This window comes from Bradyrhizobium sp. WCU1, assembly GCF_053474805.1.
The window spans coordinates 5116502-5141520 of the sequence record NZ_CM130280.1 but is presented as its reverse complement, the minus strand read 5'-3'; the positions used below and the strand labels follow the sequence as shown (position 1 = coordinate 5141520).

General features: G+C 65.7%; 25 protein-coding genes and 1 pseudogene. 11 read left to right on the top strand and 15 right to left on the bottom strand.

The annotated features are described in order from the left end of the window. Positions 1 to 37: 37 nt before the first annotated feature. The 3 genes from ACTUWL_RS23895 to ACTUWL_RS23885 all read left to right on the top strand — a co-directional run bounded on the left by ACTUWL_RS23895 (position 38) and on the right by ACTUWL_RS23885 (position 2585). A complete protein-coding gene (locus ACTUWL_RS23895; RefSeq protein WP_021079001.1) occupies positions 38 to 934 on the top strand; it encodes a LysR family transcriptional regulator in 897 nt (298 codons plus the stop codon). 114 nt (positions 935 to 1048) lie between these two features. Next, a complete protein-coding gene (locus ACTUWL_RS23890; protein ID WP_021079000.1) occupies positions 1049 to 1330 on the top strand; it encodes a hypothetical protein in 282 nt (93 codons plus the stop codon). A gap of 301 nt (positions 1331 to 1631) precedes the next feature. Then, the gene (locus ACTUWL_RS23885) at positions 1632 to 2585 is read left to right on the top strand and encodes a helix-turn-helix domain-containing protein (RefSeq protein WP_021078999.1); all 954 of its coding nucleotides are present in this window, start codon (positions 1632 to 1634) and stop codon (positions 2583 to 2585) included. A 112-nt stretch (positions 2586 to 2697) separates the two neighbouring features. Here the strand turns inward: ACTUWL_RS23885 and ACTUWL_RS23880 are convergent, their stop codons facing one another. Next, complete coding sequence (locus ACTUWL_RS23880; RefSeq protein WP_021078998.1) at positions 2698 to 3567, bottom strand: DUF2066 domain-containing protein; 870 nt, start codon at positions 3565 to 3567, stop codon at positions 2698 to 2700. A 215-nt stretch (positions 3568 to 3782) separates the two neighbouring features. Here ACTUWL_RS23880 and ACTUWL_RS23875 point away from each other — a divergent pair, with 215 nt between their 5' ends. Further along, positions 3783 to 4796 carry a zinc-dependent alcohol dehydrogenase family protein gene (locus ACTUWL_RS23875; protein ID WP_021078997.1) on the top strand — a complete coding sequence of 338 codons (1014 nt, stop codon included), beginning with the start codon at positions 3783 to 3785 and terminating at the stop codon, positions 4794 to 4796. Positions 4797 to 4814: 18 nt separating this feature from the next. Here ACTUWL_RS23875 and ACTUWL_RS23870 read toward each other — a convergent pair whose 3' ends face one another. Continuing rightward, positions 4815 to 5588, bottom strand: a complete 774-nt coding sequence (locus tag ACTUWL_RS23870; RefSeq protein ID WP_021078996.1) for an enoyl-CoA hydratase-related protein — start codon at positions 5586 to 5588, stop codon at positions 4815 to 4817. Between the two features lie 104 nt (positions 5589 to 5692). On the opposite strand from ACTUWL_RS23870, the gene ACTUWL_RS23865 reads away from it, so the two are divergent. Next, a complete protein-coding gene (locus ACTUWL_RS23865; RefSeq protein ID WP_021078995.1) occupies positions 5693 to 7282 on the top strand; it encodes a gamma-glutamyltransferase in 1590 nt (529 codons plus the stop codon). A 64-nt stretch (positions 7283 to 7346) separates the two neighbouring features. Here ACTUWL_RS23865 and ACTUWL_RS23860 read toward each other — a convergent pair. Beyond that, positions 7347 to 8336, bottom strand: a pseudogene (locus ACTUWL_RS23860) (IS30 family transposase); the annotation flags it as partial. A gap of 395 nt (positions 8337 to 8731) precedes the next feature. Between ACTUWL_RS23860 and ACTUWL_RS23855 the strand changes: the two are divergent. From ACTUWL_RS23855 to ACTUWL_RS23845, 3 genes are read left to right on the top strand one after another with little or no spacing between them, the layout of a single operon-like run. Next, positions 8732 to 9046, top strand: coding sequence for an NIPSNAP family protein (locus ACTUWL_RS23855; RefSeq protein WP_021081848.1), 315 nt, complete (start codon positions 8732 to 8734; stop codon positions 9044 to 9046). Continuing rightward, on the top strand, positions 9046 to 9453 hold the full coding sequence (locus ACTUWL_RS23850) for a PaaI family thioesterase (protein WP_021081849.1): 408 nt from the start codon (positions 9046 to 9048) through the stop codon (positions 9451 to 9453). The genes ACTUWL_RS23855 and ACTUWL_RS23850 overlap by 1 nt, the downstream gene beginning before the upstream one ends. Positions 9454 to 9490: 37 nt before the next feature. After that, positions 9491 to 10447, top strand: coding sequence for an alpha/beta hydrolase family protein (locus tag ACTUWL_RS23845; protein WP_307756436.1), 957 nt, complete (start codon positions 9491 to 9493; stop codon positions 10445 to 10447). Positions 10448 to 10449: 2 nt separating this feature from the next. Here ACTUWL_RS23845 and ACTUWL_RS23840 read toward each other — a convergent pair whose 3' ends face one another. From ACTUWL_RS23840 to ACTUWL_RS23825, 4 genes are all read right to left on the bottom strand, one after another. Then, a complete protein-coding gene (locus ACTUWL_RS23840; protein WP_021081851.1) occupies positions 10450 to 11742 on the bottom strand; it encodes an NAD(P)/FAD-dependent oxidoreductase in 1293 nt (430 codons plus the stop codon). A 191-nt stretch (positions 11743 to 11933) separates the two neighbouring features. Continuing rightward, on the bottom strand, positions 11934 to 12665 hold the full coding sequence (locus ACTUWL_RS23835; protein ID WP_021081852.1) for an amino acid ABC transporter ATP-binding protein: 732 nt from the start codon (positions 12663 to 12665) through the stop codon (positions 11934 to 11936). Then, positions 12662 to 13315, bottom strand: coding sequence for an amino acid ABC transporter permease (locus ACTUWL_RS23830; RefSeq protein WP_021081853.1), 654 nt, complete (start codon positions 13313 to 13315; stop codon positions 12662 to 12664). Before ACTUWL_RS23830 ends, ACTUWL_RS23835 begins: the two co-directional genes overlap by 4 nt. Positions 13316 to 13614: 299 nt before the next feature. Further along, positions 13615 to 14382, bottom strand: a complete 768-nt coding sequence (locus ACTUWL_RS23825; RefSeq protein WP_021081854.1) for an ABC transporter substrate-binding protein — start codon at positions 14380 to 14382, stop codon at positions 13615 to 13617. A gap of 176 nt (positions 14383 to 14558) precedes the next feature. On the opposite strand from ACTUWL_RS23825, the gene ACTUWL_RS23820 reads away from it, so the two are divergent. Beyond that, positions 14559 to 15260, top strand: a complete 702-nt coding sequence (locus ACTUWL_RS23820) for a cupin domain-containing protein (protein ID WP_035653300.1) — start codon at positions 14559 to 14561, stop codon at positions 15258 to 15260. Positions 15261 to 15537: 277 nt separating this feature from the next. Here the strand turns inward: ACTUWL_RS23820 and ACTUWL_RS23815 are convergent, their stop codons facing one another. The 3 genes from ACTUWL_RS23815 to ACTUWL_RS23805 are packed head-to-tail and all read right to left on the bottom strand — an operon-like array spanning position 15538 to position 19352. Then, positions 15538 to 17808, bottom strand: coding sequence for a xanthine dehydrogenase family protein molybdopterin-binding subunit (locus ACTUWL_RS23815; RefSeq protein WP_021081856.1), 2271 nt, complete (start codon positions 17806 to 17808; stop codon positions 15538 to 15540). Positions 17809 to 17811: 3 nt separating this feature from the next. Further along, positions 17812 to 18858 (bottom strand): FAD binding domain-containing protein, encoded by a 1047-nt coding sequence (locus tag ACTUWL_RS23810; protein WP_021081857.1) that lies wholly within the window; start codon positions 18856 to 18858, stop codon positions 17812 to 17814. Next, entirely contained in the window at positions 18855 to 19352 is a 498-nt protein-coding gene (locus tag ACTUWL_RS23805; protein ID WP_021081858.1) for a (2Fe-2S)-binding protein, read from the bottom strand. The genes ACTUWL_RS23810 and ACTUWL_RS23805 overlap by 4 nt, the downstream gene beginning before the upstream one ends. 156 nt (positions 19353 to 19508) lie before the next feature. On the opposite strand from ACTUWL_RS23805, the gene ACTUWL_RS23800 reads away from it, so the two are divergent. Continuing rightward, the gene (locus ACTUWL_RS23800; RefSeq protein ID WP_021081859.1) at positions 19509 to 20147 is read left to right on the top strand and encodes a TetR/AcrR family transcriptional regulator; all 639 of its coding nucleotides are present in this window, start codon (positions 19509 to 19511) and stop codon (positions 20145 to 20147) included. Positions 20148 to 20186: 39 nt separating this feature from the next. On the opposite strand, the gene ACTUWL_RS23795 is transcribed toward ACTUWL_RS23800, so the two are convergent. The 5 genes from ACTUWL_RS23795 to ACTUWL_RS23775 all read right to left on the bottom strand — a co-directional run bounded on the left by ACTUWL_RS23795 (position 20187) and on the right by ACTUWL_RS23775 (position 24272). Beyond that, positions 20187 to 20372 (bottom strand): hypothetical protein, encoded by a 186-nt coding sequence (locus ACTUWL_RS23795; protein ID WP_021081860.1) that lies wholly within the window; start codon positions 20370 to 20372, stop codon positions 20187 to 20189. 21 nt (positions 20373 to 20393) lie between these two features. Beyond that, entirely contained in the window at positions 20394 to 20840 is a 447-nt protein-coding gene (locus ACTUWL_RS23790; protein ID WP_035653303.1) for a hypothetical protein, read from the bottom strand. Between the two features lie 256 nt (positions 20841 to 21096). After that, positions 21097 to 21543, bottom strand: coding sequence for a GNAT family N-acetyltransferase (locus ACTUWL_RS23785; protein ID WP_021081862.1), 447 nt, complete (start codon positions 21541 to 21543; stop codon positions 21097 to 21099). 28 nt (positions 21544 to 21571) lie between these two features. Continuing rightward, a complete protein-coding gene (locus ACTUWL_RS23780) occupies positions 21572 to 22837 on the bottom strand; it encodes a D-amino acid dehydrogenase (RefSeq protein WP_021081863.1) in 1266 nt (421 codons plus the stop codon). Between the two features lie 106 nt (positions 22838 to 22943). Further along, entirely contained in the window at positions 22944 to 24272 is a 1329-nt protein-coding gene (locus ACTUWL_RS23775) for an aspartate aminotransferase family protein (RefSeq protein ID WP_021081864.1), read from the bottom strand. 159 nt (positions 24273 to 24431) lie between these two features. Between ACTUWL_RS23775 and ACTUWL_RS23770 the strand changes: the two genes are divergently transcribed. Then, positions 24432 to 24980, top strand: a complete 549-nt coding sequence (locus tag ACTUWL_RS23770) for a cupin domain-containing protein (RefSeq protein ID WP_018273259.1) — start codon at positions 24432 to 24434, stop codon at positions 24978 to 24980. The last annotated feature ends 39 nt before the right edge of the window (positions 24981 to 25019 follow it).

Below are 25019 nucleotides of genomic sequence, written 5' to 3'. Positions count from 1 at the left end.
TATGGTATCCATCTCGATATGAGATGGAGTGCCTGTCATGGACCTGCGGCAGATCCGCTATTTCGTCTCCGTCGCCGAGCGTGGCGGCTTTGCCGCCGCAGCCAGCACGCTCAACATCGCCCAGTCGGCGCTCAGCCGCCACGTCAAGGAACTCGAAGACGAACTGGGCGGCGCCCTGCTCGAACGCGGCGCGCGCGGCGTCTCCGTCACGGAGTCCGGCAAGGTGCTGCTCGCGCGCGGGCGCTGGCTGCTTGGGACAATCGACGACATCAAGGCCGAGGTGCGCACGGAGAACCGCGAGCCGAGCGGCACGGTGCGGATCGGCGCGCCACCGAGCCTCGGCGATGTCCTCTACGCGCCGCTGGCCCAGACATTCGTGAAGCAGTTTCCGCGTGTGCGGCTCGAGTTGAACGAGGGGCTGACCGAGAATCTGTCCGAACGCCTGCTGCGCGGTGAGCTCGACCTGGCGATCGTGACGACGCCGCCTCCCAATGATCATCTCGACTATGAGGTGTTGATGTTCGAGCAGGTGTTCCTGATCGGACCGCCGCGCGATCCGCTGTTCAAGCGCGGCAGGCTGAGCCGCAAGGAGTTCGACGCCCTGCCGTCCGCCGTGGCTCCGCTGAGCCGCAACCCGTTCCCGTCGACGACGCACTCCGCGGTACGGGTCGACAACAGCACGCCGATGAAGCGCATGGTGGCGTTGGGCCTCGGCTATGCCTTGCTGCCGTTCTCGGGAATTCACCAGGAAGTGGCGGCCGGCGCGCTGTCGGCGGCGCTGTTGCCGTGGATGCGCGCCGAACGCGTGCTGGCGCTGCCGCGCGGCCGGCCGGTCAGCCGCGCCACGCGTGAAGCAATCGCCGCGCTGAAGACGATCTGCAGCGGCCTGATCGATGCAGGAATCATCCTGACGGCGCCGGCGCGCAAGACCTGAGCAGCTCTTGCCACCGCAACGGCCTGCTACGGAACCCGGCGTGATTTATGTTTCAGTAAGCAAGTTGTAGCTAGGATCAAGCAGTGCGTTGCGTTTGCGTATGGGAGACTTCCAGTGATCGACTTTGACGAACTTCGTAGTATCGCCGCGGACGTTCGTATCTTCATCGACGCATCGGAAGACAAGGGTGGTGCCTTGAAGGCCATCGTCGACGCCTACGACGTCGTGCTCGGCATTTTCCCGGCAGGCCCCGGCATGGACCTTCACGTGGTCAAGGGCAACGAAGTCCTCAATCACATCGCACAGACCCAGGCCTCGTCGGGCTTTACCCACACCGCCATCGCATTCCAGACCCGCGAGCAGGCTGTTGCGCTTGAGCAACTGATGGCGGCCTAGCCATCGCCAACGCGCAGCTGACGGCTGCGCATTTCGCTTTGAGATCAAACGATTGCCGCCCAGGCGGCGGGCCTGATGTGCACTTTGTGCCAATCCCGCCCAGGCCGTGCCGTCTGGAAACGAAACCGCCAATCCCGTGCCGTCGCCCGCGTTGCCTTCCCGGGCAAAACCGGCAAGAATCCGCGCCGTCTCGTCGTGCGAATCGAACCCATCGGGGCGGGTTGTGTCGGGTTGTATTTTGTACTGATTTCACGTCATTTGGTATCGGCAGATTGGTCGCGCTACACTTGTGGGCGTGGATATGGGCAAGGACCTGTCGATTCACACCGGCGAGCTTGACGGCTTCGAGGGGCTCCACGACGCCGTCAAAGGTTCGCATGTCGAAGTCATGCAGCTCGAGCGCGGCAAGCTGCGCGGCACGTTGTCCCACGTCGGGATCGGCGACTTTTCGCTCAGTATCGGCGCGTTCAATGTCGGGGTCCGCACCCAGCGCACCTCCGCCGACGACAAGCTGATCATCGGCATGCTGCTCAATGCGACGGACCGCGTCACGCATTGGGCATTCGACATGCAACCGGCCGACGTGCTGGTGATTCCTCCGTCGGTCGAGCATGACGGCGTGTTCCACCGGGCCTCGTCCTATGCGGCGATTCGCTTCGACATGACCGATCTTCCCGAGCTGTTCGGCGGCGAGCCGCGGCTCGCCGATGCCGAAACCTGGCAAGCGAAGAACCACTTCCGTGCCGACCCCGCCATCGGCATGAGCGCCGCGGACCGGCTGCCGCAGATCGTCTCGCATCTTGCACGGTATCCGGACGCGCTGTCGGAGGCGTCGGCCGAATTCTGGAAACGCGCGATCGTCGACTGCGTGAGCGCGACGGTCGTCACGTCGCTGCCGCCGGACGGCACCAGATATCTGCCCTCGGCGATGAGGCTGGTGCGCGACGTCGAGGACTATCTGCGCACCGCGGGCACCCGCCCGGTCCATGTCTCGGAAATCTGCACCGAGCTTCGGCTGTCGCGGCGCAGCCTGCACCGCGCCTTCCACGAGGTGTTCGGCGTCGGCCCGGTGACGTTCCTGCGCTACAAGCGGCTCTGCATGATCCGTTCGATCCTGCGCGAAAGCACGCCGGAGCAGACCACCGTGTCCAAGGTCGCGATCGAACAGGGCTTCATCGAGCTCGGACGCTTCTCGCAATACTACCGCGCGATGTTCGGGGAGTACCCGTCGCAGACGCTTGGCTACGCCGGCTAAAGCGCGATGATATTTGGTTGAATCGTCATCGCGCTTTAGCTCTTTGTTTGAGCATGATCTTTTCGGAAAACCGCTTCGCACTTTTCCGGATCATGCTTTAGAGCCCGCAGGCTCATTTCGATCGCCCCGGATCGCCATTGCCGGACAGCACCTGCGCGGCGCCGCCGATACCGCGGCGAAAGGCTTCGTCGAAGGTGACACCGCGGAATTGCCATTTGTAGTCCCGGCCATGCCAGGCCATCCGCCATTGCGTGGCCCAACCCAGATCCTTGTCGTCCCAGACCAGTTGCCCGACCAGGATGGCCCCGCCGCCCTGCGGTGCCACGATCGGGGCAAGCTTCGCCGGCTGCGTCTTCAAGAGCTCGGCCGCGGTGATGCCGGCATTGGTCAGCGCGGACGCATCCGGCAGCACGAAACGCATCCCGCGCTTGCCGGCCGCTGCCGCGAGCGCGTCGCGCTGCAAATCCGACTGCGTGCCGTCTGATGTGACGATATAGTCCTTCGGGCCGTGCAGCATCTCGACGAAGACGCCGAGCACTGGCCGCTGCGATCGCCACGGCTTGAGGCCAAGTCCGGCGAGAATGCCGTCGATCTTACTCTGGTCGAAGGCCACGGTGAGGTCGTAAGGCCGATCGCGGGTGCCCTGCTCGTCGTGATGCGGCTTGCCGGCATACTGGTCGTGATAGTCGAAACTGCTGACGAACTCCTTGGCCCTGGATTTATAGCCCGCGAGCCGGCGGTCGCTTGCCAGCATCGGCTGGCCGGAGACCTTGATCAGGACGTCCTCCAGACAGGCGCCGAAGCCGATGATGCGGTTCGGCTCGCCCTGTCCGGTGACGACGGTCTGCGCGCGGTAGAGGCTGTCGTCTGCCGCCGCGATCGCGACACCACAGCAAATCAATGCAGCGGCAAGCAGCATGCGGACCACGCTGCGCGCGAAGGTGACGATTGGATCGCGTCTCGTCGCAAGCACGGCAGCCACGGTCACCTCCGCCAGATCATTTCATCGTTCGGCATGGGTTGGCGGCATGTGCCGCCGGCACCAAATTGTTCCAGCATAGGCGCCATTCCATCGGCCGCACCTCGCGCACTGGCCATGCGCGGCAAGCCTGACATATGCTCGCTGGATACGCGGCGGTGCCGGGTGCGCGGCCCAAAACGAGAATATCGACGAGAACACCTAGCAGGAGGCGTCCCGTGAAATGCTACGAGTTGCAAGGCCCCGGCGGCGTCGACGCGCTTGCGCTGGTCGACAAGCCGGTTCCGCAGGCAGGCACCGGCGAAGTGCTGGTGCGGCTGAAGGCGGCGACGCTGAACTATCGCGACCTGCTCACGGTCAAGGGCGGCTACGGCTCGCGGCAGAAATTTCCGCTGGTCCCGGCCTCCGACGGCGCCGGTGTGGTCGAGGCGGTCGGCGCCGGCGTCAAACATTTCGCGGCCGGCGATCGCGTGATCGGCAGCTTCTTCGAAAGCTGGCTCGGCGGCGAGCCGAGCGAGGCGCGGATGCGTGCGGCGCTCGGCGGCAGCGTCGACGGCGTGCTGACCGAATACCGGGTCTTCCCGGCGCAGGCGCTGGTGCGCACGCCGGGCTATCTCAGCGACATCGAGGCTGCGGCATTGCCATGCGCCGGCCTCACGGCGTGGAGCGCGGTGGTCAAGCTCGGCGACATCAAGCCGGGACAGACGGTGCTGACCCAGGGCACCGGCGGCGTCTCGCTGTTCGCGTTGCAATTCGCCAAAATGTGCGGCGCCCGCGTCATCGCCACCTCTTCCAGCGACGCCAAGATCGCGCGGCTGAAACAGCTCGGTGCCGATGTCACGCTGAACTACAAGACCACGCCCGACTGGGGCAAGAAGGTGCGCGAGCTGACCGGGCGCGGCGTCGATCTGGTGGTCGAGGTCGGCGGCGTCGGCACGCTGAACGAGTCGATCCGCGCCACCAGGATCGGCGGCACCATCGCCTTCATCGGCGTGCTCGCAGGTCCCGCCTCGTCCGACTCGCGGCTGCCGCTGATGGTGATGCAGCAGCAGCGCCTGCAGGGCGTCACTGTCGGCTCGATCGAGGATCTGCAGGCGCTCTGCGACGGCATCAGCATGCACGGCGTCAAGCCTGTTATCGACAAGGTGTTCGCATTCGACGAGGTCAAGGACGCGTTCGCCCACATGGCGAGCGGTGCCCATTTCGGCAAGATCGCGATCGCTATCGGGTAGCACCTGGAGCGCCAAGGCCTAGCGTCCCGTGAACTGGGCCTTGCGCTTCTCGACGAAGGCCTTGCGGCCTTCCTGCGCGTCGGCGCTTTCGCGGATGATTGACTGCAGCTCGATCTCGCGGCGGAACTGCTCGGCGTAGCTCGCGTGCTCGCTCTCCTCGAGGAGCTGCCGTGTCGCGACCAGCGCCCGCGTCGGGCCATCGGCGAGGCGGCCGGCGAGCACTTTTGCCTCGTCGAGCAACTTTGCGTCATCGACGACCTCGCGCACCAATCCCCACTCCTTGGCCCGCTCCGCCGACAGCGGCTCGTTCAGCAGCATCAGGTCGAGCGCGCGCTGCCGCCCGATCAGGCGCGGCAAGAGCCAGGTCGAGCCGAGATCGGGCACCAGGCCGATTCGGCTAAACACTTGGATGAAGCTCGCCGAGCGCGCGGCCAGGATGATGTCGCCGGACATCGCAAGGCTGAAGCCGCCGCCGGCCGCGACGCCGTTGACCGCGACCACCACCGGCATCTGGCATTCGCGCAAGGCCTGCATCGCCGGCCAATAATGCTTCATCACGCCGGTATAGATGTTGTCGCCGAGCGAGTTGAACGCCTTGAGATTCTGCCCGGAGCAGAAGCCGCGCCCCTCCCCGGTCAGGATCAGGGCGCGAATACCCCGCTCGACCCCCATCTCGCCGATCGCACGCGCGAGATCGCCGAGCAGTTCCGGTGTCATCGCGTTCAGGCTGGCTGGATCATTCAGCGTGAGGATGCCGACCTTGCCGTCCCGTTCGCGCTTCACGCTGCTCATTTTCCGCTCCCTGAAACTGGTTCTTGTTGTTGCACTGACAGTGCCATGCCTGACATGCTACGCCAACGTGCCCCGCCCGCAACAAGAACAGCGAAAGCAACGCCATGTCCGATCAGTTCTCCAACTCGCAAGTGATCCGTAAGCCGGCCGTCAGCACCAAGGGCGGCATCGTCGCGGCGCAGTCGCGCCGGGCGGCCGAAGTCGGCGCCGAGGTCCTGGCGGCGGGCGGCGATTGCGTCGACGCCGTGATTGCAACCACCTTTACCCTTGGCGTGCTGGAGCCGTGGATGAGCGGCGCCGGCGGCGGCGGCGCGATGGTGCTGTATCGCGCCAAGGAGAACCGCGTCGAGGTGATCGACTACGGCATGCGCGCACCCGACGGCCTGCGCCTGGAGGATTATCCGCTGACCGGCGGTGCGGCCTCCGACCTGTTCCCCTGGGCTCGCGTGAAGGACGATCGCAACCTGCATGGCCCCGGCTCGATCGCCGTGCCCGGCGTCGTCGCCGGCATGGAGGAGGCACATCGCCGCCACGCCAGGATGCCGTGGAAGGACCTGCTGGCGCCGAGCGTCAAGCTCGCCGGCGAAGGCCTGTTGGTCGATTGGTGGACCACCGACATGATCGCAAGCTCCGCCGCCGATCTGCGGCGCTATCCCGCCAGCGCGGCGGCTTATCTGCTGGATGGCCTGCCGCCGAATGCGCAGTGGGGCATCCGCTCGGTGGTCCGGATGCCGCAGGACGCGCTGAAGGCGACGATGGCGCAGCTCGCCGCGGCGGGCCCGCGCGATTTCTATGAGGGCGATCTGGCGCGCAGCATCGCCGACGATATCCAGGCCGCCGGCGGCGCGCTGTCGGTGCGCGATCTCGCCGCCTTCCGCGCCCATCTGCGCGAGCCGCTCAGGATTCCCTATCGCGGCGGCACGGTCTACGCGACGCCGGAACTGACCGCGGGCCCCACGATGGCACGCACGCTCGGTCTGTTGCAGAAGGCGTTAGCACCGGCGCAAGGCGGCCCGGATGCTGTGGCCTATGCAGCCTATGCCGAAGCGCTGCAAGCCGCCTATCGCGAGCGGTTGAAGGACATGGGCGACGTCGATGGCCGCCGCGCGCTCGGTGCCGAGGCGGTGGCGCCATCCTGCACCACGCATTTCTCCGCAGTCGACCGCGACGGCAACATGGCCGCAGTGACGCAGACGCTGCTCTCGACCTTCGGCTCCAAATTCGTGACGCCGAACACCGGGCTGACCATGAACAACGGCATCATGTGGTTCGATCCGGTGCAGGGCAATCCGAACTCGCTCGCGCCGGGCAAGCGCTGCCTGACCAACTACACGCCCGTGGTGGCGGAAGCGGCCGACGGCCGCCGCTTCGCCGCCGGCGCGTCCGGCGGCCGCCGCATCCTGCCCGCGGTGTCGCAGCTCGTCTCCTTCGTAATGGACTTCGGAATGAATCTCGACACCGCGATCCACGCGCCACGCATCGACGCCAGCGAAGGCGCCATCGTGATCGGCGATGTCCGCCTGCCGCAAGCCGTGCGCGAGGCGCTGCGCGGCCGCTTCGACTATGAGGAGGCGCGGATCCAGACCCAGCCGAAGAAGTTCGCCTGCCCCAGCATCGTGCTGCGCGACGGCACGACGAACAGCGGCGCCACCGAGCCGTTCCATCCGTGGAGCGATGCCATCGCGGAAGCGTGAGAAGAACGCGGCACGCACAACAACAAGCATCTCGGGAAAGCCGTCGTCCCGGCGAAAGCCGGGAGGTGGATTCACACTCGAAGTGCAACACTTGAGCAGCAAAGACCTCTGCCGGGGTCCTGAAGTCAAGGCATTTGCGCGGGGTGTTGTTGTAGGCGGCGATGGACTTGCGCAGGCGGCGGGTTGGCAGCTTTTCGAGGTCGGTGTTGCGCGGGATGAAGCGGCGCATGCGGCCGATGGCGTTCTCGATGCCCCCTTTTTGCCAGGGGGCGTGGGGATCGCAGAAGTACGTCTTGATCAAGAGGCTTTGCAAGGCAAGGTGAGATGCGAACTCGGTGCCGTTGTCGAAGGTGACGGTCTGGCGGATCGGCTGTGGCAGGACCTCGAACAGGCGTACGAGATGGTGAGCGACGCCGGAGGCGAGCTTGCTTGCGAGGGGGACGCCGAGCAACAGGCGGGAGGTGCGCTCATGCACGGCCAGGATCTGCTGACCGTATTTGGAGAACATCATGAGGTCGGCCTCCCAATGGCCCGGGGTCTTGCGATCGGCGACCTCGACGGGGCGCAGATCCAGCGAAACACGGCCTTCGATGAAGCTTGCGGGACTGCCGCCCCGCTTGCCGCGGCGACCGCGCTTGCTCTTGCCGCGCGGCAGGTAGCGCCGCCAGCTGAAGTCCGAGGTGCGGGTGAGCTGGGCATAAATGAAGCGGTAGATGCTCTCATAGGAGATCACCTTGCGGCCGTGCTCGCGAGCCAGCCGGCCGGCGACCTGCTCGGGCGACCAGCCCCGGCCAAGACGTTCCAACACCGCACGGCGCAGGCCGGGCTCCCGTTCGAGGCGAGAGCCCGTCCAGCGCCGCGCTCGCATCTGTTGCTGGGCATAGCTGGGCTTGTAGCCGACCTGAACGCCAGAATTACGGTTCAGCTCCCGAGAGATCGTTGATGGCGGGCGATCCAAAGCTGCCGCGATTTGCCGGATCGAGCTGCCACCGGCCGAAAGCCTGGCAATCTCGCATCGCTCCTCCAGGGAGAGCTGCTTGTAAGTCCGCCCCATGGCAACACCTCCAGTTGGAAGTGTTGCACTTCGTTTGTGAACTCAGGGGACCCATACTCCGCGGCAGATGTTGTCGGCGGAACTCGTCGTTGCAACATCGCGCAACAATAGGCATCGGTGGTTATGGGTCCCGGCCTTCGCCGGGACGACTGCGAATATGTGGCGCGCCTGCGAGGCTTGTTCAGTGTCATCACCCGCGAAAACGGGTGATCCAGTATTCCAGAGACAGGCGTTGTTGGATCGATGGGCCGCGGCGTACTGGATCGCCCGGTCATCGAGCCGGGCGATGACGTGTGGGTGGAGACGCAGCTTCGCGTTCTTGCGACATATGGCGCGACTCGATCGCTGAGATATAGTCCGGACGCCTGTTCAACAACCATTCGGAGCACCGCAGAATGATTACCTGCTACCTGCGTTATGAGATCAGGCTGGGCAAGCTCGCCGACTTCGAAACCTATGCTGCGATGTGGCTTGAGCTGCTGCCGCGGTTCGGCGGTGTCCATCACGGCTACTTCCTGCCGTCCGAAGGCGCGAGCGACGTCGCGCTGGCGATGTTCAGCTTTCCGAGCCTCGCGGCCTATGAGCAGTATCGGAAGGATTCCGCCGCGGATCCGGACGTGCAGAAAGCGATCGCTTTCGCAAAGCAGACGGGGTGCTTCACACGCTACGATCGGTCGTTCTTCCGGCCGTTGTTTCCGAAAGCGGCTTGATGACAGTGACCGGCCCGGACAAAGCAAGTGCAGACCTGCCGCCCGGCGCGCAACTTCTCGGACGCGAGTGGCTGGGCTTCGACGGCGTGGTCACCTCGATCCGCTTCGAAGCGAAGCCCGTGTTCACCAACCGGCACGGCACGATCCAGGGCGGCTTCCTCGCCGCAATGCTGGATTCGGCCACGGGCCTCGGCGCACTTGCAGCACTTCCCGCAACACAGACGGTGGTCACCAAAACCCTCGCCACGCGACTTCTCAAACCGGCGCGCGCGGGTCCGATCACGGCCAAGGCGAAGGTCGTCTCGCAGACCGGGCGCGATATGATCGTTGAGGCCGACCTGATCGATGCGGAGAACGTGACGGTCGCCACCGCCACCGCCGAGTTGCGAATTCTCGACAAGCGATAGCCCTATGCGTTGGTCTCCCTTGCTGTTCTCCGCTCTGGTGTCGCTCAGCCTCTCGGCTGCACAGGCGGCTGGACTGCGGGCTTTCAACGTGCCCGCGAGCAGTGACGGGCCCGCGATCCGAGGGGTGATCTGGCATCCCTGCGCGGAAGCTCCGCACGAGATCGATGCCCGTGGCGGCCGAACGTTCTTCGGCGTGAACGACTGCCCGATCATTGGAAACAAGCTGCCGCTGATCGTGATCTCGCATGGACGACGCGGATGGCTCGGCGGTCATCACGACACTGCCGCTGCGCTGGCGGATGCCGGCTTCATGGTTCTGACATTCAATCATCCGACCGACACCGAACGCGATACCAGCGGCACCGACAGTCTTGCCGTGACGGTCGAACGGCCCGCCGACATCAAGCGCGCAATTGACTACGCACTTCAAGGATGGCCTGATGCTGCTCGCATCGACGCCGGACGCATCGGTCTCTACGGTTTCTCGTGGGGCGGCTATACTGCCCTCGCGGCGATTGGTGGTGAGCCCGATCTCCGCAAGGACCTGCCGAACTGCCAGACGTCGAGCTTGCGGGCCTGCAAGGAACTCGAAAGCGGAGAGAAGCCGCGCGGACCGATCATCCATGATCCGCGGATCAAGGCTGCCATCATCGTCGATCCCTTTCCCGTGCTGTTCTTTGCGCCCGAGGATCTGAAAGCCGTGGCGATTCCGGTTCAATTGTGGAGCTCGGACCCCGCGCAGAACGGCGACGGTCTCTCCGGATGCTGTGCTGCCGCCATCAACGAGCGGCTTCCGTCCAAACCGGACTTTCACCTGGTGAAAGATGCGAAGCACTTCTCTTTCCTCGCGACTTGCACGGCGGAGGAGACAGCGAAGATGGCTGCCATTTGTACCGACGCGCCGGGCTTCGATCGCGTCGCCTTCCATCGGCGCTTTCACGCCGCGGCCATCGCGTTCTTCAGGACGCACCTTGCCGAGACCGGGACGCGATAGCGTTACACCCCGAGCTTGTCCCGCACCCGCCCGGTCAGCACCGCGGCGGTGACGCCGACCCGCCAGAACGCGTGCATCGGCATCGGCTTGATGCCGGTCACGGGCATGTCGATCTCGGCCTTGGCACCGCCGATCAGGCGGCGGGCGAGCTGCGCGCCCATCGCGGTCGAGAGCGCGACACCGCGGCCGTTGCAGCCGAGCGAGATCAGCAAATTCTCCGCGGGCTCATGGACATGCGGGTAGTGGTCGGCGGTGATGGCAAGACGGCTGTTCCAGCCATGGGTCCAGCTCGTGCCCTTGAGCTGCGGCCACAGCCGCTCGGCGTAGCGGATCAGATAGGCGACGTCGGTCGGCTTGCTGATCCAGCGCATCGGGCCACGGCCGCCCATCAACAGGCGGTTGTGCTGGTCGATGCGGTAGTAGACGGTGATATGGCCGCTCTCGTAGAGCACCGGACGCGTCGGCATGATTGAACGCGCGACCTCGTCGGGCAGCGGCGCGGTCGCCGCGATCGACGAGAACACCGGCACGATGGTGCGGCGAAGAGCGGGCCAGAGATCGTCGGTAAAGCCGTTGGTCGCGAGCAGCACCTTGTCGGCATGCACGATGGCGCGCGGAGTTTCGATCCGCCAGCGGCTGCCGTCACGGCGGAGCCGCAGCGCCGGCGTCTCGCCATGGACGGCAACGCCGGTCCCGATCGCGGCGCGCGCCAGGCCGCGGGCGTAGCTCAGCGGATGCAGGTCACCGCCGCGCGCATCGAGCAACGCGCAGAGGTAACGGTCGCTGCCGGTCATCGCGCGCAGTTCGGCGGCGTTGAGCAGCTTCACCGGCATGCCGCGCTGGATGCACTGTTTGGCCGTTGTCTCAATCGCTGCGGCACTGGCCTCGTTGTAGGCCGCGCGCAGCGTACCATTCTGCCGCGCCTCGCAGGGGATCTGGTAGCGGCGGATCAGATCATGGGTGAAGTTGGTGGTGCCGTAGGAGAATTCGACCATGCGGCGGCCGAGATCGGCGCCGAAATCCTGCTCGATCTGATCGGGGTCGTGCTTCAAACCGGGATTGGTCTGCCCGCCATTGTTGCCGGACGCGCCCCAGCCCGGCTCCTGCGCCTCCAACACGGTCGCGAGCACGCCCTGCTCGGCGAGGTACAGCGCGGTCGACAGGCCGGTGAAGCCGCCGCCGATGATCGCAACCGGCACGGTCTTGTCCGACGTCAGCGGCGGCGTTGGCGTCGCCTCGACGGCGGTGTCGGCATAAAGGCTTGGTGGCAGCGGCAGACGAGCCGATGTGGTCATGATTGGAGCTCGTGCTTCACCTCTCCCATCGGGAGAGGTCGGCGCGAAGCGCCGGGTGAGGGGTTCAGGTCCCACGAGAGAGCGTCACCCCTCACCCGGATCGCATCTAACGATGCGATCCGACCTCTCCCACAAGGGGAGAGGTGGACCGTTGGCATGGCAACGTCTCTATTCAAGTCAACCATCAGCGATCACAGCGGATGCAGCACGCGGCGCAGGAAATCCTGGGTGCGCGGGTGCTGCGGTTGGTTGAGGACGGATTTGGCGGCGCCCTGCTCGACGATGACGCCGCCGTCGATGAACAGCACGCGGTCGGCGACGTCGCGGGCAAAGCCCATCTCGTGGGTGACGACCACCATGGTCATGCCGTCATCGGCGAGCTTGCGCATCACCGACAGGACGTCGCCGACCAACTCCGGATCGAGCGCCGAGGTCGGCTCGTCGAACAGGATCGCCTTCGGCTGCATCGCCAGCGCGCGGGCGATCGCGACGCGCTGCTGCTGGCCGCCGGAGAGCTTTGGCGGATGCACCTCGGCCTTGTCGGCGAGGCCGACCTGGGCGAGCAGCGCGCGGCCGCGGGCGATCGCCTGCTCGCGCGGCTCTTTCTTCACATAGAGCGGGCCCTCGATGACGTTCTCGAGCGCGGTGCGATGCGGAAACAGATTGAAGCGCTGGAACACCATCGAGACCTGGGTGCGGATCGCGACGATCGAGCGGTCATTGCTGTCGACACGCGCGCCCTCGACGCTGATCTCGCCGCGATCGTAGCTCTCGAGCCCGTTGATGCAGCGCAGGATGGTCGACTTGCCGGAGCCTGAGGGGCCGATGATGCAGACCACCTCGCTCTTGGCGACCGAGGCGGTGATGCCCTTCAGCACCTCGACCTTGCCGAAGCTCTTGTGGACGTCGCGGAGCTCGATCATTTGCGGTTCGCCTTGTTCTCGAAGTGCCGAACCAGCAGGATGAGCGGAATGCTCATGGTGAGGTACATCAGCGCCACCAGCGTGAACACGCTGGTGTTCTTGAAGGTCGAGGACGCGATCAGCTTGCCCTGCAGCGCCAGCTCGGCGACCGTGATGGTGGAGGCCTGCGATGAATCCTTCAGCATCATGATCATGACGTTACCGTAGGGCGGCAGGATGATCCTGACCGCCTGCGGCAGCACCACGCGGCGCATGGTGAGCCACCAGCCCATGCCGATGGTCTGCGCCGCCTCGATCTGCCCCTTGTCGATCGCCTCGATGCCGGCGCGGAAATTTTCCGCCTGATAGGCCGAATAGGCGATGCCGAGCCCGATGATCGCGGCCTGCAACGCCGACAGCGCGATGCCGAAATCGGGCATCACGAAATAGATGTAGAACAGCAACACGATGATCGGGATGCCGCGGATCAGATTGATGAGCGCGGCGCTGAGCCAAACGAGGATGCGGATGCCGGACACCCGCATCAATGCCCACACCAGCCCGAGCACGGTCGACAGCGCGAGCGAGCCGATTGTGACGACGATGGTCAGCCAGACACCCTGCAACAGGATCGGCACGAACTCGACGGCGTCGTGGAAGAATTTTTGCATCGGCTAGCCGTATCCAATCCCGTCACATGCTCGAGTGCTTTTACCGTCACCCTGAGAGAGTGTGAATGTATTCAGCGTCGTCCTGGCGAAAGCCAGGACCCATTACCCCAACCGCTTGCTGCTGTGCGACGCTGGGGCCACGATCGCACTCTGCATCGAACTCGGTGGTTATGGGTCCTGGCTTACGCCAGGACGACGCCGTGGGGCCCACCGGCCGGGCCGTGCATCCTTCGAGACTCGGCGAAGACGCCGCTCCTCAGGATGACGGGTCACCTGAAATCCCGTCGAAGCACTGGCCCTCACGACCCGCTGGCCTTCTGGCCCCATTTCTCCAGGATCTTCGCGATCGTGCCGTTCGCCTTCAACTTCGCCAGCGAGGCGTTGATCTTGCCGAGCAGTTCGGTGTCGCTCTTGCGGACGCCGATCGCGACGGTGCCCACGGTGACGGGCTTGTAGCCGTCGACCAGGCGGACGTCGGCGAAATTGCCCTGCTGCAGATTGTAGGCGAGGATCGGATAGTCGGCGAAGCCGGCCTTGAGGCGGCCGGCATTCACGTCGCGCAGGATATCGGGAATGGTGTCGTAGACCTTGACCTCGCTGAACAGCCCGGTCTTCTTCAACGCATCGACGAACGCGGTGCCGACCTGGGCGCCGACCACCGTGCCCTTCAGATCCTCCTGCGAGGCGTAGGCCTTGGTGTCGGATTTCGGCACCACCAAGCCTTCACCATAGGTGTAGACCGGCTCGGAGAAGTCGATCACCTCCTTGCGCGCCGCGGTGGCGAACATCGCGGCGGCGATGATGTCGATCTTGTTTGCGGTCAGCGAGGGGATCAGTGCCGAGAACTGCATCGGCTCGATCTGCACGGTAAAGCCGGCGTCCTTGCCGATCTCGGTGGCAAGATCGACCATGATGCCCTGGATCGAATTGGTCTTGGTGTCGAGGAAGGTGAAGGGGATGCCGGTCGGCGTCGAGCCGACCTTGAGCACCTGCTGCGCCCCTGACGGCGCGCTCACGGCAAGGGCAAGTGCCGCGACCGCGGCCTGGACGAAACGCTGAAAGGACATCGCACCACCTCCCGAGACTGACGCCAAAACCGGCCCCGGTGCCGCTGCGCCCGCTGTGTCAGCGCTTTTGGTTGCGGGCGACGCCGTTCCGGCCTATTTTCACCAATATGAAATTGTGGTCACGAAACCGCCGCCAATGCAAGCGGTTTTCATGCACATGAAGGAAGCGGACTGACGTGAGCGGCGGCAAGAGAATGCGCAAAGGCGCGGCAATGAGGCCTGCAACGGCACGCCGCGCCGCCGGAAAGCCAGCCAAGAAAGCTGGGAAGAAACTCGAAAAGAAACTCGAAAAGAAGCCGGCCGAGCCCGCGATGGATCTCGCGGTCGGACGCCGGATCCGCGACCTGCGCCGGGTCAAGGCGATGTCGCTGGAGACGGTGGCCGCGCGCACCGAGCTGTCGATCGGCTTCATCAGCCAGATCGAGCGCGGCCTGTCGTCGCCCTCGCTGCGCGTGCTGGCGACGCTGGCCGACGTGCTCGGCGTCGGCATCGCTGCACTGTTCGGCGCAACACCGAAGGATGGCAGCACCGGCGGCGTCGTGACCCGCGAGGTACAGCGCGCCGAGCTGAAACTGTGGCGCACCGGAATCTCAAAGCAGCTGCTGAGCCCTGCCGGCAGCGAGAGCCGGCTCAACCTGTTCCTGGTGCATCTCGATCCCGGCGGCAACACCGGCGACGAGTTCTACACCCATGACGGTGAAGAGGCCGGCCTCGTGCTATCAGGCGAGATGACGCTGACTGTCGACACCGAGACCTGGACGCTGAAGCAGGGTGACAGTTTTCGCTTTGCCAGCCGCCGCCCGCACCGGTTTTCCAATCCCGCCACTGATGCGAAGGCCGTGGTGCTGTGGGTGAATTGCGTGACGGCGGCTGGGTAAGCCTGCGCTCCCTCACCGTCGTCCCGGCGAAGGCAATCCTGCGTCGTCCCGGCGAAGGCCGGGACCCATTACCACAGGGCTGTGTTGTTGAAGAAGGCTGCGGCCCCAGCTTCGCGCAACAACTCACGTTGGTGGTTATGGTCCCGGCCTTCGCCGGGACGACGACGATGGCGGGTTCGCGATTCGTAATTGCGAGGAGCGAAGCGACGACGCAATCCATGGCTCCGCATGCGCGTAGGAATGGATTGCTTCGCTGCGCTCGCAATGACGAAGAGCGTTAGCCGCTCAGCCCCATCACCACGTCCTCGATCTTGATCGGGAAATTGCGCACCCGGATGCCGGTGGCGTGGAAGACCGCGTTGGCGACGGCGCCGGCGCTACCGGTGATGCCGATCTCGCCGACACCCTTGATGCCGAGCGGATTGACGTGCGGATCGTGCTCGTCGACCGTGATGACCTCCATCGGCGGCACGTCGGCATTAACAGGCACATGATACTCGGCGAGGTTCGCATTCAGGATGCGCCCCGAACGATGGTCCATCACGGCCTCCTCGTGCAGCGCGAATGAGAGGCCCCAGATCATGCCGCCGTAGAGCTGGCTCCGCACCATCAGCGGATTGATGATGCGGCCTGCGGCGAAGGCGCCAACCATCCGCGTGGCGCGGATCTGGCCGAGCTCCGGATCGACCTTGACCTCGGCGAACACGGCGCCATGCGCGTGCATCGCATATTGCGATTGCGCCGTTGCGTCGGCCGCACCAGTGCCGCTGCCCTCAACCTCGGCGACGCCGGCGCGCGCCAGGATCTCGGCATAGCTTTCGCTGCGTGCGTCGTCGTCGCGGCGATGCAGGCGTCCACCGCGCGCCACCACGCCGGCATTGCCGGCGCCGAACAGCGGCGAGCGCTCATCCGAGGTCGCAAGCTCGGCGAGTTTTGCGATCACCGCAGCACCTGCGTTATGGATCGCTGCGCCGACAGTTGCGGTATGCCCCGAACCACCGGCAATGCCGGCGTCCGGCAGATCGGAGCTGCCGGAGCGGAACGTCAGCTGGTCGAAATCGAGACCGAGCGAGTCGGCCGAGATCTGCGCCAGCGCGGTCCAGGCGCCCTGCCCCATGTCGTGCGCACCGGTCTCCATCACGCCCTTGCCGTCGGCACGGATCACCGCGCGCGCATTGCCTTGGAACATGATGGCCGGGAACGTCGCGGTGCCGACTCCCCAGCCGACCAGGAAGCCGTTCTCGTCGCGCATCTGGCGCGGCTGCAGCGGACGTCCCGCCCAGCCGAAACGCTCGGCCGCCCTGGCGTAGCACTGGCGCAGCGCCTTGGAGGAGAACGGCTTGCCGGTGGTCGGCTCGACCTCGGCATAGTTCTTCAGCCGGAACTCCAGCGGATCGATGCCGCAGGCGAACGCCGCCTCGTCGATCGCGCTTTCCAGCACGATCGATCCGGTGGCCTCGCCCGGCGCGCGCATGAACAGCGGCGTGCCGGTGTCGACGCGGACCGCCTCATGCGCGGTGCGGATCGCCGGGCTGGCATAGAGCGTGTGCGAGGCGTCGGCCGCGGGCTCGTAGAAGTCGTCGAAGCTCGACGTCGTGACGCGCGCTTCATGGTTGATCGCGGTCAGCGCGCCGGCATCGTCGGTGCCGATCCGGATGCGCTGGCGGGTCGGCGGACGGTGGCCGACCGGGCCATACATCTGACTGCGTCGCAGCACCAGCTTGACCGGACGCCCAATCAGCTTCGCGGCCATGATGCCGAGCACCTGCGGGCCGGAGATCAGCCCCTTGGAGCCGAAGCCGCCGCCCAGGAACGGGCTGTTGATATGGATATTCGCCGGCGAAATGCCGAACAGCCCGGCGATGCGCATCTGCGCGAACCCCATGCCCTGGCTCGGCGTATCGATGAACAGCCGGTCGCCATCCCACACCGCGACGATCGCGTGCGGCTCCATCGCGTTGTGATACTGCGCCGGGGTCTCGTAGGTGGAGTCGGTCAGCTTCGAGGCGGCAGCCATTCCGGCATCGATATCGCCGTGGCGGACTTCGGCCGGATTGCCGATGCCGACCACCGGCGGCGCATAGGCCTCAGTGGCGTCGAGGCCGACGCGCGCGATCTCGACCTGGTAACGCGGCGACAACAGCGCGGCGCCTTCGGTCGCTGCTTCCAGCGTCTCGGCGATCACGACCGCGATCGCCTGATTGGCGTAGCGCACCTCGTCGCTCTGCAACAGCTCCATCCGGAAGGCGAACGGATTGCCCTTGGCGTCGGGGTCTTCCGCAAGCTCCGGCTTGTGCGCCGGCGTCATCACGTCGAGCACGCCGGGATGGCGCTTGGCAGCGGCGACGTCGAGCGATTTGACGCGGCCGCGCGCGATGCAGCTGCTCGCGATCACGGCATAGAGCATGCCGGGCGGATGATTGTCGGCGGCATAGCGGGCCTTGCCGGTGACTTTGAGCACGCCGTCGGTGCGGGTCATCGGCTGGCCGATGTTCGAGCCATGGCGGATATGGGCGGGGTCGCGGGTCAGACTGATCTCAAGCGTCATGCGTCACGCTCCTGCAACGGACGAGAAGGGAGAGCCCGGCAGCGCCGGAATACGATCCGGCGTGCCTCTGGCAGCAAGGGTGAGCGCGCGCACGATGATGCGCTGCGCAAGCTCGATCTTGAAGGCGTTGTCGCCGGACGGCTTTGCACCGGCGAGTGCGGCCCGCGCCGCCTCGCGATAGCGGGCCGCATCGGGCGTGGCACCGGCCAGCACCTGCTCGGCCTCGCGCGCCCGCCACGGCTTTGCGGCGACGCCGCCGAGCGCAAGCCGGGCTTCGCGGATTTTCCCGTCCTCGATGCGCAAGGCAGCGACGGACGAGACCACCGCGAACGCATAGGACGTGCGCTCGCGGACCTTGATGTAGCGGGCATGGCCGGCGAAGTCTTTCGCCTCGCCAGGCAGCCGCAGCGCGACGATCAGATCGCCGCGCTCCAGCGCGGTCTCCCGCTCCGGCGTCTCGCCGGGCAAACGATGCAGCGCATCGAGCGGCAGTTCACGGCGGCCGTCCTTGCCCTCGATCTCGACGACGGCATCGAGCGCGACCAGCGGCACGCAGAAGTCCGACGGATGGGTCGCGATGCAACCCTCGCTCCAGCCGAGCACCGCGTGCAGGCGGTTCTCACCTTTGAGCGCGTCGCAGCCGGCGCCCGGCCAGCGCCGGTTGCAGGCGCTGCCGGCGTCGTAGAAATAGGCACAGCGGGTCCGCTGCATCAGGTTGCCGCCGACGGTCGCGGCGTTGCGCAGCTGGGCCGATGCGCCCGACAGCAGCGCCTCGGCGACCGCGGGATAGTTGCGCGCGAAGTCAGCGTCATGCGCGAGATCGGCATTGCGCACCAGCGCGCCGATGCGGAGCGAACCGTCGGCGAGACGTTCGATACGATCGAGCCCCGGCAGCCGCGTGACGTCGACGAGAACGCTCGGCCGGCTGACGCCGCCCTTCATCAGGTCGAGCAGATTGGTGCCGGACGCCAGATAGCTCGCGCCCTTTTCGGAAGCTGCCGCGATCGCATCCGCGACATTGGCCGGCCTGACATAATCGAAATTCATCATGCGGAGCGCCTCTGCTTGGTGGCGGTCATGTTGGATTGTGCCTCGAGCACGGCCTCGGTGATCCCGGCATAGGCGCCGCATCGGCACAGATTGCCGCTCATGCATTCGCGCACGCGCTCCGGATCATCGCCGGCCTGGCCCTCCTGGATCAGGCCGATGCCGCTCATGATCTGGCCCGGCGTGCAGAAGCCGCACTGGAAGCCGTCATGGGCGATGAAGGCGGCCTGCACCGGGTGCAGCTCGCCGCCGCGCCCGACGCCTTCGATGGTTGTGATCTCGGCGCCGTCATGGCTGACGGCGAGCGCGAGGCAGGAATTGATGCGGCGGCCGTCGACCAAAATGGTGCATGCGCCGCACTGGCCGCGGTCGCATCCCTTCTTGGTTCCGGTGAGGTCGAGCCGCTCGCGCAGCAGGTCGAGCAGCGTGACGCGGGGATCGTCGAGGACAATGTCTCGGCGGACCCCGTTAATGGTGAGACTGAGTGGGAGATTCATGCAAGGCGCTCCGATCCGTGTATGGTCGGGTTGAATCGAGGCAACGCAGACCCGTGGCCGCCGATCCAGGGGGTCGGCGCGCCTTGTCAGGCCCGGTGCTGGTCGCCATATACGGAGGCATCCTCCGTTTACAAGGGAGGGTGAAAAGAAAAAGCAATGGCCGGCTCATCACCAGAAATTGTCCGCAAGCCGCGCGCCGATGCGGTGCGCAACCGCGAGCGCGTGCTGGAAGCGGCCAAGGCCGTGTTCTCCGCCGGCGGCAGCGAAGCGAGCCTGGAGGCGGTGGCGCGGCAGGCCGGCGTCGGCATCGGCACGCTGTATCGCCACTTCCCGACCCGCGAAGCACTGTATGAGGCGGTCTATCGCCGCGAGGTCGAACAGCTCGGCGACCTGGCCGAACAGCTGCAGAACGCCCCCGAACCCGTCGAGGCGTTGCGGCGCTGGCTGCGCGCCAATGTCCAATTCGTCGCGACCAAGAAGGGCATGGTGGCCGCGCTGGCGCTGGTCGCGGCCGGCTCGAGCGAACTGCAGGCCTACTCGTTCGATCGCCTGACCAAGGCGATCGGCACACTCCTATCGCGCGCGGTCGCGGCCGGCGCGATCCGCGACGACATCAGCGCCGAGGACGTGCTGCGCGCGCTGATCGGCATGTGCTACATGCACGACCAGCCGGGCTGGCAGACCACCGCGCTCAGGCTGCTGGACGTGTTCGTGGACGGCTTGCGCGTGCTGCCGGCGAACCCGGTGCTGACGACAAGGCCTGCGAAGAAGACCACTCGAAGGCCATCGCGTTAACCGGTCCCAAATGGCCCGCATGAGCCAACGAGGCGCGCTTCAAGGGCGGCCGGTGCGTGGCGAGAGCCAGGTCATGATGACCGCATGTGGCGTTCGTCGGCTGCGCGGCAGGCGATGCCGCTGCAGCGCGGATGTCGCGAAGGCCGATGCCTGCGCGCTGGACTGCCGCTTCTCGCGCGTGAGGGTCATCCACTCGCGAATGACCGTGCGTCGTACCTTGGACATCCGGATTTCCTCCCGTTCGCATCAGGCCGCGAGGCGCAGCGGATCAGCCTGCGACCTGCGTGCCGACAGCGCGCAACCGCATTGGTGCACGATGCCTTGCTCGACGACAAAGCCGCGCCGCTCCAGCGCGGTCCGCAGGCTCTGGTTGGCCGCCGGCTTCTGCGCGTCGAGCCACACCACCAGCACTGCGCGTGCAGTGAGGAAATTCGTCAGCCAGTCAAGCGTCGGCTCGAGCGCGTGAAGCGTGCGCCGCCGCCAATCGACCAGCGCGGCGTCATATTGCGCGGCCGCACGGCCGCAATTGGCAGTCGAAGCGGTTCGCAGGAAGCCGCGCCGCTGCAATTCGAGCATCAGTTCGATGCTCCTCGTGCCGGCCACGACGATGCGCTGCTGCGTCGAGCAGCCTGCCAGCGCGATCATCGGCTCGAGAATCCGGTCGCCGGCGGCCAATTCAATCGAAGACATCATGTCACCTGTTCGCGTTCGCCCTCGCGCGCAACCGGCCGCGTGTCGGCCGGCCTGCACGATGCGGGAGCGTTCGGGGTCAATATCTTCAGGACGGGATATGAATTCGAGAGCGCTGAGCGACATGCCGCATAGGCGCGGCATAGGCTCGCCTGGACGGGTCATCGTGCCCGTGGCGATCAGGAAACACAGTCACGCCAGTTGTGCGAAACTGCACAGACGGTCCCGATCGCACAAATGAAGACAACCGGAGAGCCCGTCAACGCGAGCGATAGATATCCGGGCGAAAGACTTCCATGAAGCGCGATGGATTGCCGAGCGCGTCGAATCCGAATTGGCGATACAGCCCATGCGCATCCGAGGTCGCGAGCAGGAAGCGCCTCAGGCCTTGCAGATCCTCGTGCTCGACGACGCAGCGCACCAGCCATTTGGATAGCCCCTTGCCGCGATGTCCTTTGAGAACGAAGACATCGGCAAGCAGGGCGAAGGTCGACCTGTCGGTGACGACACGCGCAAAGCCGACTTGTACGTCGCCGTGATACACACCGAAGCACAGCGAATTGGCGATCGCCCGCTCCACGACCGATCTCGGGACACCCTGCGACCAGTAGCTTTCTTGCGCCAGGAAGGCGTGAATCACGTCCAGGTTCAGGCGGCGTGCATCGGTCGATATCTCGTATCCGGCAACGGTCTCTTGCGTCTGCATGCACGCGCCTCCTGCGATGAAGCGGCCCTCAGCCGAACCTGTGATCGTAGCGATTGATCGACAGCTCCTTGGTGTCGATCTCGGGCGTCTTGCCGGAGAGCATGTCGGCCAGCACCCGGCCGGAGCCGCAGGCCATGGTCCAGCCGAGCGTGCCGTGGCCGGTGTTGAGGTGCAGGTTCGAATAGCGCGTCGCGCCGATCACCGGCGGGCCGTCCGGCGTCATCGGGCGCAGGCCGCACCAGAACGTGGCCTTGGAAAGGGCGCCGCCGCGCGGAAACAGATCGGTCAGCGAATGGTCCAGCGTCGCGCGCCGCGCGTCGTAGAGCTTGGTCGAATAGCCCGAGATCTCGGCGGTGCCGCCGACCCGGATGCGGTCGCCGAGCCGAGTGATCGCGACCTTGTAGCTCTCGTCCATCACGGTCGATTCCGGCGCGCCGGACGCGTCCTTGATCGGCACCGTGATCGAATAACCCTTCACCGGATAGACCGGCAGCGAGATGCCGAGCGGCCGCACCAGATGCGGCGAATAGCTGCCGAGCGCGAGGACGTAGGCGTCCGCGGTCATCATCCCGGCGCTGGTCGCAACGACGGTGATGCGGGTTGCGTCCGCATTCAACCCGTCGATGCCGACATTGAAGTTGAAGCGCACGCCGATCTTCTCGGCTTCCAGCGCCAGGGCCTGCGTGAACATGTGGCAGTCGCCGGTCTCGTCATGCGGCAGCCGCAGCCCGCCGGCGAATTTCTGCTTGACGCCGGCCAGCGCCGGCTCGGCTTTGATGCAGCCCTCGCGATCGAGCACCTCGAACGGCACGCCATACTGCTTCAGCACGTCGATGTCGCCGCCGGTGTGATCGAGCTGGGCCTGCTCGCGAAACAGCTGCAAGGTGCCTTGCGCGCGCTCGTCGTATTTGATGCCGATTTCGTTGCGCAGCGCCTGCAGGCAGTCGCGGCTGTACTCCGCGATCGGGATCATCCGGGCCTTGTTCGCCGCGTAGCGCGCCGTGGTGCAGTTGCGCAGCATCTTGAGCAGCCACAGCCACATCACCGGATCGAGCTTGGGGCGGATCACCAGCGGGCCGTGCTTCATCAGCAGCCACTTCACCGCCTTCACCGGCACGCCCGGGCCGGCCCATGGCGACGAGTATCCGGGCGACACTTCGCCGGCATTGGCAAAGGAGGTTTCGAGCGCGGGCTTCGGCTGACGGTCGATCACCGTCACCTCATGGCCGGCGCGCGCGAGATAATAGGCCGAGGTGACGCCGATCACGCCACTGCCGAGAACCAGGACCTTCACTTTTCCTCACATCCTGCAGCGAAAACGCAATCGCCGCTGCGAAACCACTCTGCTTCGCAACGGCGACAGCAATTTGTAGAGCCAGCTAGAATCTAGCTAGCAATTATCAGGCCACGCGCTTGATCGAGTCGCCCAGGATCGAGACGATGTCGTCGATATGCGACTTCTCGACGATCAAGGGCGGCGACAGCGCGAGCGAGTCGCCGCTCATGCGGAAGTAGAGGCCGGTGTTGAAGCAATCGACCATCACGTCGTAACCGCGCGCGCCGACGACGCCGTCACGCGGCGAGAGCTCGACCGCGCCCATCAGGCCCTGGTTGCGGATGTCGACGACATGCGGCAGGCCCTTCAGCGAATGCAGCGCATCGCGCCAGTAGTCGGCGATCGCGGCGCCGCGGGTCAGCAGGCCCTCGTCCTTGTAGATGTCGAGCGTGGCAAGACCCGCCGCGCAGGCCACCGGATGCGCCGAATAGGTGTAGCCGTGGAACAGCTCCATGGCGTTGTCGGGGCCGACCATCAGCCCGTCATGGACCTGGCGGCTGGCGAACACCGCGCCGCACGGCACGGTGCCGTTGGTGATGCCCTTGGCGGTGGTCATCATGTCCGGCGTCACGCCGTAGAAGTTGGCGGCGAACGGGGTGCCGAGACGGCCGAAGCCGGTGATGACCTCGTCGAAGATCAACAGGATGCCGTGCTTGGTGCAGAGCTCGCGCAGCCGCTGCAGATAGCCCTTCGGCGCCGGCAGTACCGCGGTCGAGCCCGGCACGGGCTCGACGATCACGGCGGCGATGGTGTCGGCACCATGCAGCGCGACCATCCGCTCGACGTCGTCGGCGAGCTCGGCGCCGTGGTCCGGCTGGTCCTTGGCGAAGGCGTTGCGGGCGAGATCATGGGTATGACGGATGTGATCGACACCAGGCAGATGGGTCGCGAACTGGCGGCGGTTGGCGACCATGCCGCCGACCGACATGCCGCCGAAGCCGACGCCGTGATAGCCGCGCTCGCGGCCGATCAGGCGGGTGCGGGTCGGCTGACCGGCGGCGCGGTGATAGGCCAGCGCGATCTTCAGCGCGGTATCGACCGACTCAGAGCCCGAATTGGTGAAGAAGATCCGGTCCAGCCCCTTCGGGGCGATCTCGGCGAGACGCTCGGCGAAATCGAACGCCAGCGGGTGGCCCATGTTGAAGGACGGCGCGAAGTCCAGCGTCGACAGCTGACGCTCGACCGCGGCCGCGATCTGCGGGCGGCCATGGCCGGCGTTGACGCACCACAGGCCGGCGGAGCCGTCGATCACCTGCCGGCCGTCGACCGAGGTGTAGTACATACCCTTGGCGGAGGAGAACAGCCGCGGCGCCTTCTTGAACTGCCGGTTGGCCGTGAAGGGCATCCAGAACGAATCGGTCTTGATGGTGTTCGGAATCTGATGAACGGTCACGGCGGCGCTCCATTGTTGGTTAGCGTAGTCGGACCACTCTTCACGGCACTCAACAAGTCCTTTTCTGTCGCAGCGCAAGCCATTGATCTTGTTGAGGCGGTCTGCGAAGATTTGTTCGATCCGCAACACCTGCAACAGGGATTTACCAAGGGGACTGTCATGAGCGTCGACATCGGCGGTCGGCTTCGATTCATTCGCGCGCGGCACAAGCTGTCGCAGCGCGAACTCGCCAAGCGCTCCGGCGTGACCAATTCGACGATTTCGCTGATCGAATCCAACCAGATGAACCCGTCGGTCGGCGCGCTCAAACGCATCCTTGACGGCATTCCGATGGGACTTGCGGAATTCTTCGCGATCGAGCCGGAGCGGCCGCGCAAGGCGTTCTACCGCGCCGACGAGCTGACCGAGATCGGCAAGAAGCCGATCTCCTACCTGCAGATCGGCGACAGCCTGTTCGGACGCGCGTTGCAGATCCTGAAGGAGCGCTACGAGCCCGGCAGCGACACCGGCCGGGTGCCGCTGGTGCATGAGGGCGAGGAAGGCGGCATCGTGGTCTCGGGCCGGCTCGAGGTCACGGTCGACGACGAGCGGCGGGTGCTCAACGCCGGCGACGCCTATTACTTCGAAAGCCGCCGCCCGCACCGCTTCCGCTGCATCGGCGCCAAGCCGTGCGAGGTGATTTCGGCCTGCACCCCGCCGACGTTTTGAACCCGGCGCAGGCGGTGCGCGACCCAAGCCGCAAGGGCC

Coding starts and splice junctions, on each gene's coding strand:
- ACTUWL_RS23865 (WP_021078995.1), top strand. CDS start 5,693: ATGTCCGATCAGTTCTCCAACTCGCAAGTGATCCGTAAGCCGGCCGTC.
- ACTUWL_RS23805 (WP_021081858.1), bottom strand. CDS start 19,352: ATGAATCTCCCACTCAGTCTCACCATTAACGGGGTCCGCCGAGACATT.
- ACTUWL_RS23830 (WP_021081853.1), bottom strand. CDS start 13,315: ATGCAAAAATTCTTCCACGACGCCGTCGAGTTCGTGCCGATCCTGTTG.
- ACTUWL_RS23815 (WP_021081856.1), bottom strand. CDS start 17,808: ATGACGCTTGAGATCAGTCTGACCCGCGACCCCGCCCATATCCGCCAT.
- ACTUWL_RS23855 (WP_021081848.1), top strand. CDS start 8,732: ATGATTACCTGCTACCTGCGTTATGAGATCAGGCTGGGCAAGCTCGCC.
- ACTUWL_RS23850 (WP_021081849.1), top strand. CDS start 9,046: ATGACAGTGACCGGCCCGGACAAAGCAAGTGCAGACCTGCCGCCCGGC.
- ACTUWL_RS23785 (WP_021081862.1), bottom strand. CDS start 21,543: ATGCAGACGCAAGAGACCGTTGCCGGATACGAGATATCGACCGATGCA.
- ACTUWL_RS23800 (WP_021081859.1), top strand. CDS start 19,509: ATGGCCGGCTCATCACCAGAAATTGTCCGCAAGCCGCGCGCCGATGCG.
- ACTUWL_RS23810 (WP_021081857.1), bottom strand. CDS start 18,858: ATGATGAATTTCGATTATGTCAGGCCGGCCAATGTCGCGGATGCGATC.
- ACTUWL_RS23885 (WP_021078999.1), top strand. CDS start 1,632: ATGGGCAAGGACCTGTCGATTCACACCGGCGAGCTTGACGGCTTCGAG.
- ACTUWL_RS23770 (WP_018273259.1), top strand. CDS start 24,432: ATGAGCGTCGACATCGGCGGTCGGCTTCGATTCATTCGCGCGCGGCAC.
- ACTUWL_RS23790 (WP_035653303.1), bottom strand. CDS start 20,840: ATGATGTCTTCGATTGAATTGGCCGCCGGCGACCGGATTCTCGAGCCG.
- ACTUWL_RS23835 (WP_021081852.1), bottom strand. CDS start 12,665: ATGATCGAGCTCCGCGACGTCCACAAGAGCTTCGGCAAGGTCGAGGTG.
- ACTUWL_RS23870 (WP_021078996.1), bottom strand. CDS start 5,588: ATGAGCAGCGTGAAGCGCGAACGGGACGGCAAGGTCGGCATCCTCACG.
- ACTUWL_RS23840 (WP_021081851.1), bottom strand. CDS start 11,742: ATGACCACATCGGCTCGTCTGCCGCTGCCACCAAGCCTTTATGCCGAC.
- ACTUWL_RS23795 (WP_021081860.1), bottom strand. CDS start 20,372: ATGTCCAAGGTACGACGCACGGTCATTCGCGAGTGGATGACCCTCACG.
- ACTUWL_RS23825 (WP_021081854.1), bottom strand. CDS start 14,382: ATGTCCTTTCAGCGTTTCGTCCAGGCCGCGGTCGCGGCACTTGCCCTT.
- ACTUWL_RS23895 (WP_021079001.1), top strand. CDS start 38: ATGGACCTGCGGCAGATCCGCTATTTCGTCTCCGTCGCCGAGCGTGGC.